14 protein-coding genes are annotated in these 16,848 nt (G+C 59.8%); 10 read left to right on the top strand and 4 right to left on the bottom strand.

Annotation, left to right across the window (positions count from 1 at the left end):
* Positions 1–149 precede the first annotated feature (149 nt).
* Positions 150–1,334, top strand: coding sequence for a 4-hydroxybenzoate 3-monooxygenase (gene pobA / locus GTU76_RS20675; protein WP_425503653.1), 1,185 nt, complete (start codon positions 150–152; stop codon positions 1,332–1,334).
* Between the two features lie 79 nt (positions 1,335–1,413).
* Positions 1,414–2,931 (top strand): DHA2 family efflux MFS transporter permease subunit, encoded by a 1,518-nt coding sequence (locus tag GTU76_RS20670; RefSeq protein WP_016986690.1) that lies wholly within the window; start codon positions 1,414–1,416, stop codon positions 2,929–2,931.
* A gap of 124 nt (positions 2,932–3,055) precedes the next feature.
* Here the strand turns inward: GTU76_RS20670 and GTU76_RS20665 are convergent, their stop codons facing one another.
* The 4 genes from GTU76_RS20665 to GTU76_RS20650 form a co-directional block, all read right to left on the bottom strand.
* A complete protein-coding gene (locus tag GTU76_RS20665) occupies positions 3,056–3,904 on the bottom strand; it encodes a cache domain-containing protein (protein ID WP_016986689.1) in 849 nt (282 codons plus the stop codon).
* A 112-nt stretch (positions 3,905–4,016) separates the two neighbouring features.
* Positions 4,017–4,871: an ATPase gene (locus GTU76_RS20660; RefSeq protein WP_180699460.1), complete on the bottom strand. Its 855-nt coding sequence runs from the start codon at positions 4,869–4,871 to the stop codon at positions 4,017–4,019.
* A 116-nt stretch (positions 4,872–4,987) separates the two neighbouring features.
* On the bottom strand, positions 4,988–5,980 hold the full coding sequence (locus GTU76_RS20655) for an NAD-dependent epimerase/dehydratase family protein (protein WP_016986687.1): 993 nt from the start codon (positions 5,978–5,980) through the stop codon (positions 4,988–4,990).
* 95 nt (positions 5,981–6,075) lie between these two features.
* Entirely contained in the window at positions 6,076–6,975 is a 900-nt protein-coding gene (locus tag GTU76_RS20650) for a LysR family transcriptional regulator ArgP (RefSeq protein WP_016986686.1), read from the bottom strand.
* 96 nt (positions 6,976–7,071) lie between these two features.
* Here GTU76_RS20650 and GTU76_RS20645 point away from each other — a divergent pair, with 96 nt between their 5' ends.
* The 8 genes from GTU76_RS20645 (at position 7,072) to GTU76_RS20610 (ending at position 16,728) form a co-directional block, all read left to right on the top strand.
* Entirely contained in the window at positions 7,072–7,473 is a 402-nt protein-coding gene (locus GTU76_RS20645; protein ID WP_016986685.1) for an ACT domain-containing protein, read from the top strand.
* A gap of 5 nt (positions 7,474–7,478) precedes the next feature.
* Entirely contained in the window at positions 7,479–8,081 is a 603-nt protein-coding gene (locus tag GTU76_RS20640; RefSeq protein WP_016986684.1) for a LysE/ArgO family amino acid transporter, read from the top strand.
* Between the two features lie 176 nt (positions 8,082–8,257).
* Positions 8,258–8,854 carry a superoxide dismutase gene (locus GTU76_RS20635; protein WP_007918933.1) on the top strand — a complete coding sequence of 199 codons (597 nt, stop codon included), beginning with the start codon at positions 8,258–8,260 and terminating at the stop codon, positions 8,852–8,854.
* 335 nt (positions 8,855–9,189) lie between these two features.
* Entirely contained in the window at positions 9,190–11,241 is a 2,052-nt protein-coding gene (locus GTU76_RS20630) for a putative bifunctional diguanylate cyclase/phosphodiesterase (RefSeq protein ID WP_034153483.1), read from the top strand.
* A 230-nt stretch (positions 11,242–11,471) separates the two neighbouring features.
* Positions 11,472–12,818, top strand: a complete 1,347-nt coding sequence (locus tag GTU76_RS20625) for an imelysin family protein (protein WP_016986681.1) — start codon at positions 11,472–11,474, stop codon at positions 12,816–12,818.
* Between the two features lie 274 nt (positions 12,819–13,092).
* Positions 13,093–14,520: a di-heme oxidoreductase family protein gene (locus GTU76_RS20620; protein ID WP_180699459.1), complete on the top strand. Its 1,428-nt coding sequence runs from the start codon at positions 13,093–13,095 to the stop codon at positions 14,518–14,520.
* 28 nt (positions 14,521–14,548) lie between these two features.
* Positions 14,549–15,613, top strand: coding sequence for an imelysin family protein (locus GTU76_RS20615; protein ID WP_180699458.1), 1,065 nt, complete (start codon positions 14,549–14,551; stop codon positions 15,611–15,613).
* A gap of 14 nt (positions 15,614–15,627) precedes the next feature.
* Positions 15,628–16,728: a DUF1513 domain-containing protein gene (locus GTU76_RS20610; protein ID WP_180699457.1), complete on the top strand. Its 1,101-nt coding sequence runs from the start codon at positions 15,628–15,630 to the stop codon at positions 16,726–16,728.
* Positions 16,729–16,848: the final 120 nt, after the last annotated feature.

Below are 16,848 nucleotides of genomic sequence, written 5' to 3'. Positions count from 1 at the left end.
GCACCGATTGGCAGAATGTACAGGTATCGGCTCAGTTTTCACCTTCAATTGACAGACCCGCAAGGGAAAAATGCAAGCACTCGATCCATAAAAATCATTCACCGGTCTTGGCCGCGTGAAGCTTGCGAGTCATAAAAACAATGAAAACGCTGAAAACCCAAGTCGCCATCATCGGCGCCGGTCCGTCCGGATTGCTCCTGGGCCAGTTGTTGCACAACGCTGGCATCGACACCCTCATCCTCGAACGCCAGACGCCGGATTATGTCCTCGGGCGCATCCGCGCCGGTGTGCTTGAACAAGGCATGGTAGAGCTGTTGCGTCAGGCTGGCGTGAGTCAGCGCATGGACGCCGAAGGACTGGTGCATGGCGGTTTCGATCTGGCCCTGGACGGGCGTCAGGTGCACATCGATCTGCACGCATTGACCGGCGGCAAGAGCGTGATGATCTACGGCCAGACCGAAGTCACCCGCGACCTGATGGCCGCTCGTCGGGAGGCTGGTGCACCGACGATTTACCAGGCAAGCCATGTCGTTCCGCATGGCATGAAAAGCGACGAAGCTTTTGTCACCTTTGAAAAGGACGGCGAAACCGTTCGCGTCGATTGCGATTACATCGCCGGTTGCGACGGTTTCCACGGCGTCGCTCGGCAGTCGATTCCGGCCGATAGTCTGAAAGTGTTCGAGCGGGTTTATCCGTTTGGCTGGCTGGGCATTCTGGCCGACACGCCACCGGTGCATGACGAGTTGGTCTACGCCCGTCATGAACGCGGCTTTGCCTTGTGCAGCATGCGTTCGGCCACCCGCACCCGCTATTACCTGCAAGTGCCGGCGGATGAAAATGTCGATGACTGGAGCGATCAGCGCTTCTGGGATGAATTGAAAAATCGCCTGCCAGTAGAGCTTGCCGGGAAACTGGTTACCGGCCCTTCGATCGAAAAAAGCATCGCGCCGCTGCGCAGTTTCGTCGTCGAGCCAATGCAGTACGGACGGATGTTTCTCGTCGGCGACGCCGCGCACATCGTTCCGCCGACCGGTGCCAAGGGTTTGAATCTGGCCGCCAGCGACGTCAGTACGCTGTTCAATATTCTGCTGAAAGTTTACCGCGACGGCCGCACCGATCTGCTGGAGAAATACTCGGAAATCTGCCTGCGCCGCGTGTGGAAAGCCGAGCGCTTTTCCTGGTGGATGACCTCGATGCTGCACCGCTTCGATGATCATGACGCTTTCAGCCAGCGCATCAGCGCCTCGGAACTGGACTACTTTGTCAGTTCAGAAGCAGGGCGAAAAACCATTGCAGAAAATTACGTCGGACTTCCTTATGAGGCTATCGAATAGCCTGCTACCGACTTACACTGACGAGCATCCACCCGCGCGCGATGGCCGCGCGGGTTCATCACTGCCCGCAGGCTCGCCCGTGACCAATCTCAATCACCCCGAAACGCCCAAACCGGCCATTCGCAGCGTGCTGGTCGCGCTGATGATGGCGATCTTCCTCGGCGCGCTGGATCAAACCATCGTCGCCGTGTCGATGCCGGCCATCTCTGCGCAGTTCAAGGATGTCAGCCTGCTGGCCTGGGTGATTTCCGGGTACATGGTCGCGATGACGGTGGCCGTGCCGATCTACGGCAAGCTCGGTGACTTGTACGGGCGGCGCAAACTGATGCTGTTCGGCATGGGCCTGTTCACCCTTGCCTCGTTGTTTTGCGGCATGGCGCAGAGCATGGAGCAACTGGTGCTGGCGCGGATCCTTCAGGGTATCGGCGCTGGCGGAATGATCTCGGTGAGTCAGGCGATCATCGGCGACATCGTGCCGCCGCGTGAACGTGGGCGTTATCAGGGTTACTTCAGCAGCATGTACGCGGTGGCCAGCGTTGCCGGTCCGGTGCTTGGCGGGTACATGACCGAATACCTGTCGTGGCGCTGGGTATTTCTGATCAACCTGCCACTGGGCCTCGGTGCCTGGTGGGTGGCCCGCCGCAATCTGCGTGGCCTGCCGATTCCGCAGCGCAAACCGATCATCGATTACCTCGGCACGTTGTTGATGATCATCGGCCTGACCGCCCTGCTGTTGGGCATCACTCAAGTCGGCCAAGGGCATTCGTGGCGCAGCACTGAAGTGCTCGGCTTGTTCGCTTGTGCAGTGGTGGTGCTGGGGCTGTTTGTCTGGCACGAACGCCGCGCTCGCGAACCGTTGCTGCCGATGCACCTGTTCGCCAATCGCAACGCCCTGCTCTGCTGGTGCACGATTTTCTTTACCAGTTTCCAGGCGATTTCGCTGATTGTGCTGATGCCGCTGCGCTTTCAGACCGTGACCGGTGCCGGAGCTGACAGCGCCGCTTTGCACTTGTTGCCATTGGCGATGGGGTTGCCGATTGGTGCATTTTTCGCCGGCCGGCGCACGTCGATCACCGGGCGTTACAAACCGCAGATTCTGACCGGCGCTCTGCTGATGCCGATCGCGATTCTCGGTATGGCGTTCAGCCCACCGGAGGCGACGCTGATCAGCGCACTGTTCATGTTGCTCTGCGGTATTTCCAGCGGCATGCAGTTCCCGACTTCGCTGGTCGGTACACAAAATTCGGTGGAACAACGCGACATCGGCGTGGCCACCAGCACCACCAACCTGTTTCGCTCCCTCGGCGGCGCGGTGGGCGTGGCGTTGATGTCGGCGTTGTTGCTTGCGCTGTTGCAGGACTCGAGTTTCGCCCATCTGGCCAGCAGTTCGCTGATGAGCGAAGGGCATTCGGGTAACGTCCTGCTGGATGGTCTGAACGCCGCACCGGGCGATGCGCAGGACGCCTTGCGGGCGGAATTGCTGGTGACGTTCCGGCATTTGTTGTGGGTGAGTGCGGCGGTGTCGTTGCTCGGGCTGGCGGCAGCGATTGCGATGCCGAACAACCTGCTGCGCGGTCGCGAGCACGGCGCAAAATAACCGTAACACCACAAAACCCTGTGGGAGCGAGCTTGCTCGCGAAAGCGGTGTGTCAGACGACATCATCGTGAATGACACGCCGCATTCGCGAGCAAGCTCGCTCCCACAGGGGTAAGTATTTCGCTCAGGGGCTGTAGTAACCGACGGCCACGAGGAAATGCCCGGCCTTCTTCAGATAAGCATGCTTGTCCTCGACCTTGCCGGTCACCGGGTTTTTCCAGCGATATTCGTACTCACCCTCATCCTGCTTGGCCATCAGCGCCAGAATCGGTTCGCCCACCGGTTTGCCTTCCGGATCCTTGACCTTGCCGAAGTCGGTGTTGATCAAACGCAGATTGGTGCCGTGGGCAACGTAACGCTGGGTGTTCAGATCGACCACAAACACGTACAGGTCATCCTGCAAATAGCCGCCCTTGAGCGAATTGATTGCGGTCAGTGTGCCTTTCTCGTCTTTGCCCAAATCGCTGGCCGCTTTGTCGAGCAATGCTTTGGCTTGCTCCGCCGACGCTCGCGGTAAGTAATAACCCACCGCCAGAATCCGCTGGCCGATGCGTTGGTAATACACGTGCTTGCGCTCGACCTTGCCATCCGACCAGTTCTGCCATCGGTATTCGGCCTGCTGGATGCCATTGCCTTCCGGCACCTTCAACGCATCCTTGAAGGTTTTCTGCAAATCCGGGCCAAGCACCTCACTCACGTCACGGCCGATCAACGCTGCTGAAGGCCCACCGCTGGCGAGCATCACGCCTTTGGTGTCGAGCACGAACACGTAGCGATCCTTGTCGACGAACTCGCCCTGACGGCTGAACGCGGCGAACGCCTTGTCGCCGTTGTCGTGGTAGTAGGCCAGGGCTTTTTCCAGCAAGGCGATGGCGGCCTGACTGTCATCCTTGGCGGTCGTGGCGGCGCTGGCCTGGCCGAAACCGGCCAGTAACATCACGCCGAGCCAGGCCACTTTATGCAAAAAACCCATAGCGCATCCCTCGTTCTTGTTGGTGTTTCAAGAGCGTAGACGGCTTGGGGTGATGTACGAGTATTCAGAATGATGCAGGGGATTACAGCCCCCCTGCACTGATCAACAAAACTTATGGGCGGGAATTGATCTGCTGCTGCAAATTCTGAATCTGCGCCTGAAGGGTGTTGATGTTGCGGGTCATCTGAGCACGGAAGGCGTCGAACTCGGCGGTATTGCCACCACCCTGCGGTGTTGCCGGGCGGTTGTCCTGTTCGCTTTTGAGCACGACGATTTCCTGCTCAAGACGATCGATGGCCGCGCTCGGGTTGCCCTGCTTTTTTAGTGCAGCGATATCGGCACCGAGGCTTTTGAACTGAGCGTCGAAGGCCTTCAACTGTGTGTCGACCTTGCTGGTGTCGGCCGCTGTGCTCTTGACGGTCGCCAGCTCAGCGCTCAAGGCTTTGACCTGTGCCTGCAACTGAGTGTTGGCGTTCTGCTGTTCGGTGGTCTGCGCAGTCATTTGCGCCAGGCGTTTGTCCAGATCACTGGCCTGCCCCGCTACGCCTTGCTGCTGTTTGCTCTGATCGAGCAGCTTGCCTTCGAGCTGTTTGATCTGCAGTTTCAAGGCTTCGCTGTCGCTGGTGACATTGGACTGACTGGCCACGACCTTGCCGGAAATGTCCTGCAAGCGCCCGGCGGCTTCTTCGCTGATCCGCGCAAAGCTTTCCTGGGTCGCCACCAGTTGTTGTTCCATCAGCGAGATCTGCTGGAAACTCCACCAGGCGAGGCCGATGAAGGCGAAGAACAATGCGCCGACCAAGGCCCACAACGGGCCGGTGCTGGCTGCCTTGACCTTGACTACCGGCGGCGTGCGCGAGTGCACGGAGGTGCGCGCGGTGGTCGGAATGTCATCGTCGTCGAAGGTGTCGGCACGCAGGCTCGGGACATCGTCGAAATCGTCGTGGGCATCATTACGCATGGACATTGAGGCAACCTTTGTGAAACGCGGTGATGGCTAAATGCTGCGAAGTATAACCGCCGCAGCCGCAGGGATTGACCCCCGAGCAGCGACACGGTTCATTGCCGCCCGGCCGAATCGTTTCAACGAATGTCCTGAGCTTTCCACCAACTGCAGAACTCATCCAGCGCCGACCACAGGCTGACTTTCGGATCGTAGTCCAGATAATGCCGCGCGCGGCTGATGTCGAGGGTGAAATTTTTGTTCATGACCTGCATGCCCAGGCGCGACAGGGTTGGCTCCGGACGCCCGGGCCAGAGCTTGCACGCCCCTTCGTTGAGCGCCGCAACGCTGTAGGCCAGACCATAGGAACGGTACTTGGTGACTTGCGGCACTTCCATCTTGCGCATCACGTAATTGACCACATCCCATAGCGGCACCGGAGCGCCATTGCTGATGTTGTAGGCTTTGCCCAGCGCGGAGCCGGCGGCCAGCAAGCTGCTGAGCATCGCTTCGTTGAGATTCTGCACGCTGGTGAAATCGACTTTGTTCAGGCCATTGCCGATGATCGCCAGCCGGCCCTTGCGCTGCATGTTGAGCAGGCGCGGGAAAATGCTCATGTCGCCGGCGCCGGTAACGAAACGCGGGCGCAGGGCGATAGTTTCCAGGCCAAATTCCTGCGCACCGAAGACCTTTTGCTCGGCCAGGTACTTGGTCGCGGCATAGTGATGCTTGAAGCGCTTGGGCACTTGCTCTTCGGTCAGGTTGAAATGATCGCGACCATCGAAATAGATCGATGGCGACGACAGATGCACCAAACGGCGGACGCGCTGCTTGAGGCAGGCTTCGACAACGTTTTCGGTGACCTGCACGTTGCCCTGGTGGAAGTCCTGATAGCGGCCCCACAATCCGACAGCACCGGCGCAATGCACCACGGCTTCGACGTCCGAGCACAGTTCGCGGACCAGGTCGGGATCGGTCAGATCGCCGGGCACAAACTCGGCACCCCGGCGCACCAGATGCTCGACGCTTTCGGCCCGGCGACCGTTGACCCGCACGTCCAGACCCTGCTCCAGGGCGAAACGCGCAAAGCGTCCGCCAATGAAGCCGCTTGCGCCGGTGACCAAAATTTTCATGCAAAACTCCAATGAAACCAGCTGCGAGCTTCAAGCTTCGAGCTGCAAGTTTAAAACGGTGCGCAGCGCTGAACTTGCCGCTTGCAGCTTGACGCTCATGGCTGTTTCCAAGGCACCAGCCATTGCGCTGAAGCGCGCACTAATTGCTCGGTCAGCAAGCCCAGCAACTGACCGCCATTGCGCCAATGATGCCAGTACAACGGCACGTCGATCGGTTTATCTGGCAGAAGTTCGCGCAACAACCCGCGTTGCAGTTGATCGCGCACTTGCAGTTCCGGCACCAGGCCCCAGCCGAGTCCGGCTTCGGTCAGGCGGATAAAACCTTCCGAGGACGGGCACAAATGGTGTTCGAATCCACCGTCGACGCCCAACGAGGCGAGGTAGCGATGCTGGAGGAAATCATCCGGGCCGAATACCAGCGCCGGGGTGCGCGGCAATTGTTCGGCGCGTACGCCATCAGGGAAATGCCGTTCGATAAACGCCGGGCTGGCCAGCGCGCGATACCGCATCGCCCCGAGCAACACACTGCGCGCGCCGGCCACCGGCCGTTCGCTGGCGCAAAGGCACGCGGCGACTTCACCGGCGCGCATGCGTTTGAGGCCGACGGTCTGGTCTTCGACAATCAGATCGAGCAGCAAATGTTGTTCGGCACAGAAGTCGCCAACCGCTTCGGCCCACCATGTGGCGAGGCTGTCGGCATTAAGGGCGATGCGCAAACGTTCCGGCAAACCCTCCTCGTCCAGCGCGGGCACCAGGGTTTGCAGGTCACGCTCAAGCAAACGCACCTGCTGCACATGGTTGAGCAGACGCCGGCCGATTTCGGTCGGCGACGGTGGCGTGCCGCGAATCAACACCGGCTGACCGACCCGCGCTTCAAGCAGTTTGATCCGTTGCGAGATCGCCGATTGCGACAAGCCCAGTACCTGCGCGGCCCGTTCGAATCCCGCCTGCTCGACCACGGCGGCCAAAGCGGAAAGCAATTTGTAGTCGAACATCAGTTTTCCTAATGAGCGATCAGCACTATTGGTTTTTCTTATACAGGTTTCGACCCGAGAATAGCCAGCAAGCACTCTTTCTCAAGGAACACACTTATGGCTGGCGAAACTTCACTCTCGACTCTATTGCGCAGCATGAGTCCGCAACTCAACGCCGGCGAATACGTGTTCTGCACCCTGCACGACAGTGTCTTGCCGAGCGGTCTGGAGGTTGTTGGCAGCTTCCGCGAGCAGGAAGGCCTGACCGTGATTCTCGAACGTTCCCACGCCGAACAGGCCGGCTTCAGCTTCGACTATGTCGCCGCGTGGATAACCCTGAATGTGCATTCGGCGCTGGAAGCCGTGGGCCTCACCGCCGCCTTCGCCACGGCACTGGGCAAGGCCGGGATCAGTTGCAACGTGATCGCCGGTTATTTCCACGACCATTTGTTTGTCGGCCAGGCCGATGCCGAGCGCGCCATGCAAGTGCTGCGCGATCTCGCAGCCAACGCGGAGTAAATCTTATGTGGCAAAGCTATGTGAACGGTCTGTTGGTGGCGTTCGGGCTGATCATGGCGATCGGCACGCAGAATGCTTTTGTATTGGCGCAGAGCTTGCGTCGTGAGCACCACTTGCCCGTGGCGGCGTTGTGCGTGGTTTGCGATGCGCTGCTGGTGGCGGCCGGAGTATTCGGGCTGGCGACGATTCTGGCGCAGAACCCGACGCTGCTCGCCATTGCCCGTTGGGGTGGCGCGACGTTTTTGATTTGGTATGGCAGCCAGGCGTTGCGCCGGGCCTGTTCGAAACAGAGCATGGATCAAGGCGAAAATCAGACCGTGCGTTCGCTGCGCGCGGTGATGCTCAGCGCCTTGGCAGTGACGCTGCTCAACCCGCACGTTTATCTGGATACGGTGTTGCTGATCGGTTCTCTCGGCGCGCAGCAATCGGTGCCGGGCGCTTACGTGGTCGGTGCTGCGAGTGCTTCGCTGTTGTGGTTTTTCACCCTGGCATTGGGTGCAGCGTGGTTGGCGCCATGGCTGGCACGTCCGAGTACCTGGCGGATCCTCGATCTGGTGGTGGCGTTGATGATGTTTACCGTGGCTGGGCAATTGATTTTCGCGAGCTGATTTATTCCAAACAGCTCTGGAACCTCTATCCCACACAGTTGTTGCGTGGTTATGCCGCAACCCCGGTGCTATGATCGAAACCCTGCGCCGCAAAGAGTAAAAACTCGCCGGTGCATTTCTGGCCGCCCGTGATCGGCCTTGCGCTCACCGCAACAGACCTGATTAGGAGAATCATCATGGCTTTCGAATTGCCGCCGCTGCCTTACGCACACGATGCCCTGCAGCCGCACATTTCCAAGGAAACCCTGGAATACCACCACGACAAGCACCACAACACCTACGTCGTGAACCTGAACAACCTGGTGCCAGGCACCGAGTTCGAAGGCAAGACCCTGGAAGAAATCGTCAAGACTTCCTCGGGCGGTATCTTCAACAACGCCGCTCAGGTCTGGAACCACACTTTCTACTGGAACTGCCTGGCGCCAAACGCCGGCGGTCAACCAACCGGCGCGCTGGCTGAAGCCATCAACGCAGCCTTCGGTTCGTTCGACAAGTTCAAGGAAGAGTTCAGCAAAACCTCGATCGGCACCTTCGGTTCCGGCTGGGGCTGGCTGGTGAAAAAGGCTGACGGTTCCCTGGCCCTGGCTAGCACCATTGGCGCCGGCAACCCGCTGACCAGCGGCGACACCCCGCTGCTGACCTGCGACGTCTGGGAACACGCTTACTACATCGACTACCGCAACGTTCGTCCTAAGTATGTCGAAGCGTTCTGGAACCTGGTCAACTGGAAGTTCGTTGCTGAGCAGTTCGAAGGCAAAACCTTCACCGCTTAAGCTGCGCGCCAGTCAAAAAACCCGGCTTTTGCCGGGTTTTTTTATGCCTGCTTTTAAATAGCGTTTCTCTCACGATGAAAGCTGTCTGCCGCTGCTTGCTGCCGTGCCACAGCGGGCTAACATCAGAATCAGGCGAAAAATTGTGCCGAGCCGCTCAAGTTGAGGGCCGAAACTACCGACACAGTACAAATTAGGGCTAATACTCCAGACAGCAGCATTTCGGACGAGACCACGGGCAAATCATCCCCGGCCTGAATGTCCCTTTGACTGCCAACTCGGGATTGCCAATACTCATGGCAACTTGACGCTACCCGCACGGAACAAGGAATAACCCTTTGAAGCTGGAACTCAAGAACAGCTTGTCGGTGAAGTTGCTCCGGGTCGTGCTCCTGTCGGCATTGATCGTCGGCGTAGTCTTGAGCTGCGCGCAGATTGTTTTCGATGCCTACAAAACCCGCCAGGCCGTTGCCGGCGACGCCGAACGCATCCTCGACATGTTCCGCGACCCCTCGACCCAGGCGGTTTATAGCCTCGATCGGGAGATGGGCATGCAGGTGATCGAAGGCCTGTTCCAGGACGATGCCGTGCGTCAGGCCTCCATCGGCCATCCCAACGAAGCCATGCTCGCGCAGAAATCCCGCGAATTGCAGCAGTCCAACAGCCGCTGGCTGACTGACCTGATCCTCGGCCAGGAGCGCACCTTCACCACGCAATTGGTCGGGCGTGGTCCGTACAGCGAGTATTACGGCGACCTGAGCATCACCCTCGACACCGCCACCTATGGCGAAGGGTTTATTGTCAGTTCGGTGATCATCTTCATTTCCGGGGTTCTGCGCGCATTAGCGATGGGTCTGGTGCTGTATCTGGTCTATCACTGGCTGCTGACCAAGCCGCTGTCGCGAATCATCGAACACCTCACCGAAATCAATCCGGATCGCCCCAGCGAACACAAGATCCCGCAGCTCAAGGGCCACGAGAAAAACGAACTGGGGATCTGGATCAACACCGCCAACCAGTTGCTCGAATCGATCGAACGCAATACCCATCTGCGCCACGAAGCCGAAAACAGTCTGCTGCGCATGGCCCAATACGACTTCCTCACCGGCCTGCCGAATCGCCAGCAATTGCAGCAGCAACTGGACAAGATTCTGGTCGACGCCGGCAAGCTGCAACGCCGGGTCGCGGTGTTGTGCGTCGGGCTGGATGATTTCAAAGGCATCAACGAGCAGTTCAGCTACCAGACCGGCGACCAATTGTTGCTGGCCCTGGCTGATCGTCTGCGTGCCCACAGTGGCCGCCTCGGCGCCCTCGCCCGTTTGGGCGGCGATCAGTTCGCATTGGTGCAGGCCGACATCGAACAGCCTTATGAAGCAGCCGAACTGGCGCAAAGCATTCTTGATGATCTGGAAGCGGCGTTTGCCCTCGACCATCAGGAAATCCGTCTGCGCGCGACCATCGGCATCACCCTGTTTCCGGAGGACGGCGACAGCACCGAGAAGCTGTTGCAGAAAGCCGAGCAGACCATGACCCTGGCCAAAACCCGCTCGCGCAACCGTTATCAGTTTTACATCGCCAGCGTCGACAGCGAGATGCGCCGCCGTCGCGAGCTGGAAAAAGACTTGCGCGATGCGTTGCTGCGTGACCAGTTCTATCTGGTTTATCAGCCGCAGATCAGCTATCGCGATCACCGCGTGGTCGGCGTCGAAGCGCTGATTCGCTGGCAACACCCGGAACACGGTCTGGTGCCGCCTGACCTGTTCATTCCGCTGGCCGAGCAGAACGGCACGATTATCGCCATTGGCGAATGGGTGCTCGATCAGGCCTGCAAGCAACTGCGCGAATGGCACGATCAGGGTTTCGCCGACCTGCGCATGGCAGTCAATCTGTCCACCGTACAACTGCACCACGCCGAGTTGCCGCGCGTGGTCAATAACCTGCTGCAGATGTACCGCCTGCCGCCGCGCAGTCTGGAGCTGGAAGTCACCGAAACCGGCCTGATGGAAGACATCAGCACCGCCGCGCAGCACCTGTTGAGCCTGCGCCGCTCCGGTGCGTTGATCGCCATTGACGACTTCGGCACCGGTTACTCATCGCTGAGCTATCTGAAAAGCCTGCCGCTAGACAAGATCAAGATCGACAAGAGCTTCGTTCAGGATCTGCTCGATGACGACGATGATGCGACGATCGTTCGCGCCATTATTCAACTGGGCAAGAGCCTTGGCATGCAGGTGATTGCCGAGGGCGTGGAAACCGCCGAGCAGGAAAGCTACATCATCTCCGAAGGCTGCCACGAAGGTCAGGGCTATCACTACAGCAAGCCGCTGCCGGCGCGTGAGTTGAGTGCCTACCTCAAGCAGGCCCAACGCAGTAACGCGGCCATTCTCTAGAAGGTCAAAAGATCGCAGCCTGCGGCAGCTCCTACATGAATCGCATTCCCCTGTAGGAGCTGTCGAGTGCAACGAGGCTGCGATCTTTTGATCTGTGCCATCACACCGACGTAAATAAGAAATATTTCCAGCCACAACCCTTTACACATAATGCGAAAGATTTGCATTATGTCGCAGTTTTGCGCACCCCCAGCGCGAGTCCACTCAACTATCGAAGCAGGATGTTCGCCATGATTCGTATGCCTCTGGCTACCGCCAGTCTGCTGGCCATCGCTATTTCCCTCGCCGGTTGCGGCGAAGGCAAAGACAAGGCTGCCGCGCCGGCCGCACCGACGCCAGCCGCCAGCACCACCGCTCCAGCGGCTGCGCCTGCCGCTGCCGGTAAAGTCGACGAAGCCGCCGCCAAGGCTGTGGTCGCGCACTACGCCGACATGGTCTTCGCCGTTTACAGCGATGCCGAATCCACCGCGAAAACCCTGCAGACCGCTGTCGATGCTTTCCTCGCCAAGCCGAACGCCGACACCCTGAAAGCCGCCAAGGCTGCCTGGGTCGCCGCGCGCGTTCCGTACCTGCAGAGTGAAGTGTTCCGCTTCGGCAACACCATCATCGACGATTGGGAAGGTCAAGTTAACGCCTGGCCGCTGGACGAAGGTCTGATCGACTACGTCGACAAATCCTACGAGCACGCTCTGGGTAACCCGGGCGCTACCGCCAACATCATCGCCAACACTGAAGTTCAGGTCGGCGAAGACAAGGTCGATGTCAAAGACATCACCCCGGAAAAACTCGCCAGCCTCAACGAGCTGGGCGGTTCCGAAGCCAACGTCGCCACTGGCTACCACGCGATCGAATTCCTGCTCTGGGGCCAGGACCTCAACGGTACCGGCCCTGGCGCTGGCAACCGTCCTGCCTCCGACTACCTGGAAGGCGCCGGCGCCACTGGCGGTCACAACGATCGTCGCCGTGCCTACCTGAAGTCGGTGACCCAACTGCTGGTCAGCGACCTCGAAGAAATGGTCGGTAACTGGAAGCCGAACGTGGCTGACAACTACCGCGCCACCCTGGAAGCCGAGCCGGGCGAAAGCGGTCTGCGCAAAATGCTCTTCGGCATGGGCAGCCTGTCGCTGGGCGAACTGGCGGGTGAGCGCATGAAGGTTTCCCTGGAAGCCAACTCCCCTGAAGACGAGCAGGATTGCTTCAGCGACAACACGCACAACTCGCACTTCTACGATGCCAAAGGCATTCGTAACGTTTACCTGGGCGAGTACACCCGTGTTGACGGCACCAAAATGACCGGCGCCAGCCTGTCGTCGCTGGTCGCCAAGGCCGACCCGGCTGCCGACACCGCACTGAAAGCCGATCTGGCTGCCACCGAAGCCAAGATCCAGGTCATGGTCGATCACGCCAACAAGGGTGAGCACTACGACCAGTTGATCGCCGCCGGCAACACCGCTGGCAACCAGATCGTTCGCGACGCCATCGCGTCCTTGGTCAAGCAGACCGGTTCGATCGAAGCCGCTGCCGGCAAACTGGGCATCAGCGACCTGAACCCGGACAACGCTGATCACGAGTTCTGATCACAGCGTGCGATTCAAAAAAGGCGACCTTCGGGTCGCCTTTTTTATGCCTGCCGTACACGGCCCACTGTAGGAGCTGCCGAAGGCTGCGATCTTTTGACTTTGCTTCTAAAAAAGACAGATCAAAAGATCGCAGCCTTCGGCAGCTCCTACAGGGGTTTTGCATAGGCCTTCAGATTTGCGCTGTATCAAGCAAACGATAATTCCTCTTATTCAATCACCCCGGCCCTGTTAGACTTTGCGCCTTTGTTTTCGCCCGTCCGCAGGATGTCTGATGCCCTCGCTGCCTCTTCGCTTGTCCGCACTGCTGCTGGCCCTGGGCCTGAGTGCCTGCGATGACGCCCCGCGTTTCACCAAGGCCGAGCCTGGTGAAGCACGTTCGGGCGGTGCAGCGACCGTGCGCAAGACCGATCAGAACGCGTTCTCGCTGCCCTCGGCCAACTTGCCGCCATCGCGGCGGGTGGATTTCAGCGTCGGTAACAGCTTCTTCCGCAGCCCGTGGGTGATTGCGCCGTCGACCACTACCGCGCGTGATGGTCTTGGGCCGCTGTTCAATACCAATGCCTGTCAGGGCTGCCATATCAAGGACGGTCGCGGTCATCCGCCGACGCCGGATGCGGCCAACGCGGTGTCGATGCTGGTGCGCCTGTCGATCCCCGATACGCCCCAATTCGCCAAAGTCATCGAGCAAGTCGGCGTGGTGCCGGAGCCGGTGTACGGCGGTCAGTTCCAGGACATGGCCGTGCCCGGCGTCGCCCCCGAAGGCAAGGTGCGCGTTGATTACACGCCGGTGCCGATTCGTTTCAAGGACGGCACCGAAGTCGAACTGCGCAAACCGCTGTTGAAGATCACCCAGCTCGGCTACGGCCCGATGCACCCGGACACGCGTTTCTCGGCTCGCGTCGCCCCGCCGATGATCGGCCTCGGCCTACTCGAAGCCATCCCGGAAGAAGCGATCCTCGCCAACGCCGCCGCTCAGGTCAAAGCGAAAAACGGCATCAATGGCCGGCCCAATCAGGTCTGGGATGACACCCTGCAGAAAACCGTCATGGGCCGATTTGGCTGGAAAGCCGGACAGCCGCACCTCAATCAACAAAATGTTCACGCGTTTTCCGGTGATATGGGTCTTACGACGAGTTTGAGACCCTTTGATGACTGCACCGACACGCAAACCGCCTGCAAACAGGCACCGAACGGCAATGGCCCGAACGGCGAACCGGAAGTCAGCGATAACATCCTGCGTCTGGTGCTGTTCTACAGCCGCAACCTCGCTGTGCCGGCACGTCGTGGCGTCAACGATGCAGACGTCATCGCCGGCAAGAACCTGTTTTTCCAGGCGGGCTGCGATTCCTGCCACACACCGAAATACACCACCGCCGCCAACGCCGCCGAACCTGAGCTGGCCAATCAGGTTATCCGCCCGTACAGCGATCTGCTGCTGCATGACATGGGCGACGGTCTGGCCGACCACCGCACAGAATTCCAGGCCTCCGGCCGCGACTGGCGCACGCCGCCGTTGTGGGGGATTGGCCTGACGCAAGCGGTCAGTGGTCACACCCAGTTTTTGCATGACGGTCGCGCGCGCAATCTGCTTGAAGCGGTGCTTTGGCACGGTGGCGAAGCGCAAGCTGCGCAACAACAGGTTTTGTCTTTCAATGCCGAGCAGCGTGCCGCGCTGCTGGCGTTTTTGAACTCACTTTAAACACTGATAAAAGAATCGGGAGCCCGACATGTTCCGTCCCAAGCTACTGTTCACCAGCCTTGCCGCGCTCGCCCTCGGTGCCTGTTCGCCGCAGGATCCGCAAGCGGTCACCTCGGCGGCCATCGCCAAATCGGTGATCCTGCCGACCTACACCCGCTGGGTCGAAGCCGACAAGCAACTGGCGGTCAGCGCCCTCGCCTACTGCCAGGGCAAAGAAACCCTGGAGACTGCCCGCGCCGACTTCCTGCACGCACAGAAAGCCTGGGCCGAGTTGCAACCGCTGCTGATCGGCCCGCTGGCCGAGGGCAACCGTTCGTGGCAGGTGCAGTTCTGGCCGGACAAGAAGAACCTCGTCGGCCGTCAGGTCGAGCAGTTGGTAGTCGCGCAGCCGCAGATCGATGCCGCCGCACTGGCCAAATCCAGCGTCGTTGTGCAAGGCCTGTCGGCTTACGAATACATCCTTTTCGACGCCAAACCTGACGTGGCCAACGCAGAACAAAAAGCCAAATACTGCCCACTGCTGATCGCCATCGGCGAGCGTCAGAAGCAACTGGCCGAAGAGATTCTGCAGAACTGGAACAACACCGACGGCATGCTCGCGCAGATGACCAAGTTCCCCAACCAGCGTTACGCCGACTCCCACGAAGCGATCGCCGATCTGCTGCGTGTACAAGTCACCGCGCTGGACACCCTGAAGAAAAAACTCGGCACGCCAATGGGCCGCCAGAGCAAGGGCGTGCCACAGCCGTTCCAGGCTGATGCATGGCGCAGCCAGTCATCCCTGACCTCACTGGAAGCCAGCCTCGCGGCGGCGAAAACCGTGTGGGAAGGCGTCGACAACAAAGGCCTGCGCGGTCTGTTGCCATCTGAGCAAAAGCCATTGGCCGACAAAATCGACGCCGCTTATGCCGCTTCGCTGAAACTGTTCGACAGCACCCAGCGTTCGCTCGGCGAAATGCTTGAAGACGACGCCGGTCGTCAGCAACTCAACGACATCTACGACAGCCTCAACGTCGTCCATCGCCTGCACGAAGGCGAACTGGCCAAGGCGCTGGGCATCCAACTGGGCTTCAACGCCAACGACGGTGACTGATGAGGGCAAGTGCCATGCTGCGACGTCAGGTTCTGACTTTAGGTAGTGCACTGCTGGGAGCAGTGACGCTGGGCGGCTGGACGCTGTTCAAACGCAAGGATCAGAGCCCGCTGTTGCTGTCGGCGCGCGACGACACCGACGGCAAGCACTACGCCGTCGGCTATCGGCTGGATGGCACGCGGGTGTTCGCCACCGAAGTCGGCCAGCGTTGCCACGACATCATCAACCACCCGACGCAGCCGATTGCACTGTTCGTCGCGCGGCGTCCGGGCACCGAGAGTTACCTGATCGATCTGCGCGACGGTAACTTGTTGCAGACGGTGACCTCACAGCCGAACCGGCACTTCTACGGCCACGCCGTGGTGCACAAGGACGGCGAATACCTGTACGCCACCGAGAACGACACGACCGATCCTGGTCGTGGCCTGCTCGGCGTGTACAAGTTCGAAGGCGAGCGACTGGTGCACACAGGCGAGATTTCCACCCACGGCCTCGGCCCGCATCAGGTGTCGTGGATGCCTGATGGCGAGACGCTGGTGGTGGCCAACGGCGGGATTCGTACTGAGGCGGAAAGCCGCGTCGACATGAACCTCAACGCCATGGAGCCAAGTCTGGTGCTGATGCTGCGCGACGGCACGTTGCTGAGCAAGGAAACTCTCGCCCAGCAGATGAACAGCGTGCGGCATCTGGGCATCGCCAGCGACGGCACCATCGTTGCCGGTCAGCAATTCATGGGCGCCTCGCACGAGCGTTCGGAACTGCTGGCGATCAAGCGTCCGGGTCAGCCGTTCGTGGCGTTCCCGGTGCCGGAGCATCAGTTGCAGTCGATGGGGCATTACACCGCCAGTGTTGCCGTGCACAGTGATCTGCGGCTGGTCGCGCTGACAGCGCCGCGTGGCAATCGCTTCTTTATCTGGGATCTGGACAGCGGCGAAGTGCGCCTCGATGCGCCGTTGCCAGATTGCGCTGGCGTCGGTGCGGTGAAGGACGGTTTTGTCGTGACCTCCGGGCAAGGACGTTGCCGGTACTACGATTGCCGCCAGGATGAGCTGTTGGCCAAGCCGCTGGAATTGCCGGCGGGGCTCTGGGACAACCATCTGCATCTGATGGCGTAAAACAGCCCTAAAAGATCGCAGCCTTCGGCAGCTCAGAGGATTGCATTTCAATCCCAGGACTCTCGGAGGCTGCGATCTTTTTCAGCCACCCTGTAAGAACTGCCAGTTGGAATCCCCCCT

The organism is Pseudomonas crudilactis (assembly GCF_013433315.1).
Lineage (GTDB): Bacteria > Pseudomonadota > Gammaproteobacteria > Pseudomonadales > Pseudomonadaceae > Aquipseudomonas > Aquipseudomonas crudilactis.
Note: the sequence above shows the minus strand (reverse complement) of the source record. Positions and strands in the feature narration are given on the sequence as shown.

Excerpts from the sequence above, each read along its gene's own strand:
- GTU76_RS20665 (WP_016986689.1), bottom strand. The coding sequence starts at position 3,904 with ATGGGTTTTTTGCATAAAGTGGCCTGGCTCGGCGTGATGTTACTGGCC.
- GTU76_RS20660 (WP_180699460.1), bottom strand. The coding sequence starts at position 4,871 with ATGTCCATGCGTAATGATGCCCACGACGATTTCGACGATGTCCCGAGC.
- GTU76_RS20655 (WP_016986687.1), bottom strand. The coding sequence starts at position 5,980 with ATGAAAATTTTGGTCACCGGCGCAAGCGGCTTCATTGGCGGACGCTTT.
- GTU76_RS20650 (WP_016986686.1), bottom strand. The coding sequence starts at position 6,975 with ATGTTCGACTACAAATTGCTTTCCGCTTTGGCCGCCGTGGTCGAGCAG.
- GTU76_RS20645 (WP_016986685.1), top strand. The coding sequence starts at position 7,072 with ATGGCTGGCGAAACTTCACTCTCGACTCTATTGCGCAGCATGAGTCCG.
- GTU76_RS20640 (WP_016986684.1), top strand. The coding sequence starts at position 7,479 with ATGTGGCAAAGCTATGTGAACGGTCTGTTGGTGGCGTTCGGGCTGATC.
- GTU76_RS20635 (WP_007918933.1), top strand. The coding sequence starts at position 8,258 with ATGGCTTTCGAATTGCCGCCGCTGCCTTACGCACACGATGCCCTGCAG.
- GTU76_RS20625 (WP_016986681.1), top strand. The coding sequence starts at position 11,472 with ATGATTCGTATGCCTCTGGCTACCGCCAGTCTGCTGGCCATCGCTATT.
- GTU76_RS20620 (WP_180699459.1), top strand. The coding sequence starts at position 13,093 with ATGCCCTCGCTGCCTCTTCGCTTGTCCGCACTGCTGCTGGCCCTGGGC.
- GTU76_RS20615 (WP_180699458.1), top strand. The coding sequence starts at position 14,549 with ATGTTCCGTCCCAAGCTACTGTTCACCAGCCTTGCCGCGCTCGCCCTC.
- GTU76_RS20610 (WP_180699457.1), top strand. The coding sequence starts at position 15,628 with ATGCTGCGACGTCAGGTTCTGACTTTAGGTAGTGCACTGCTGGGAGCA.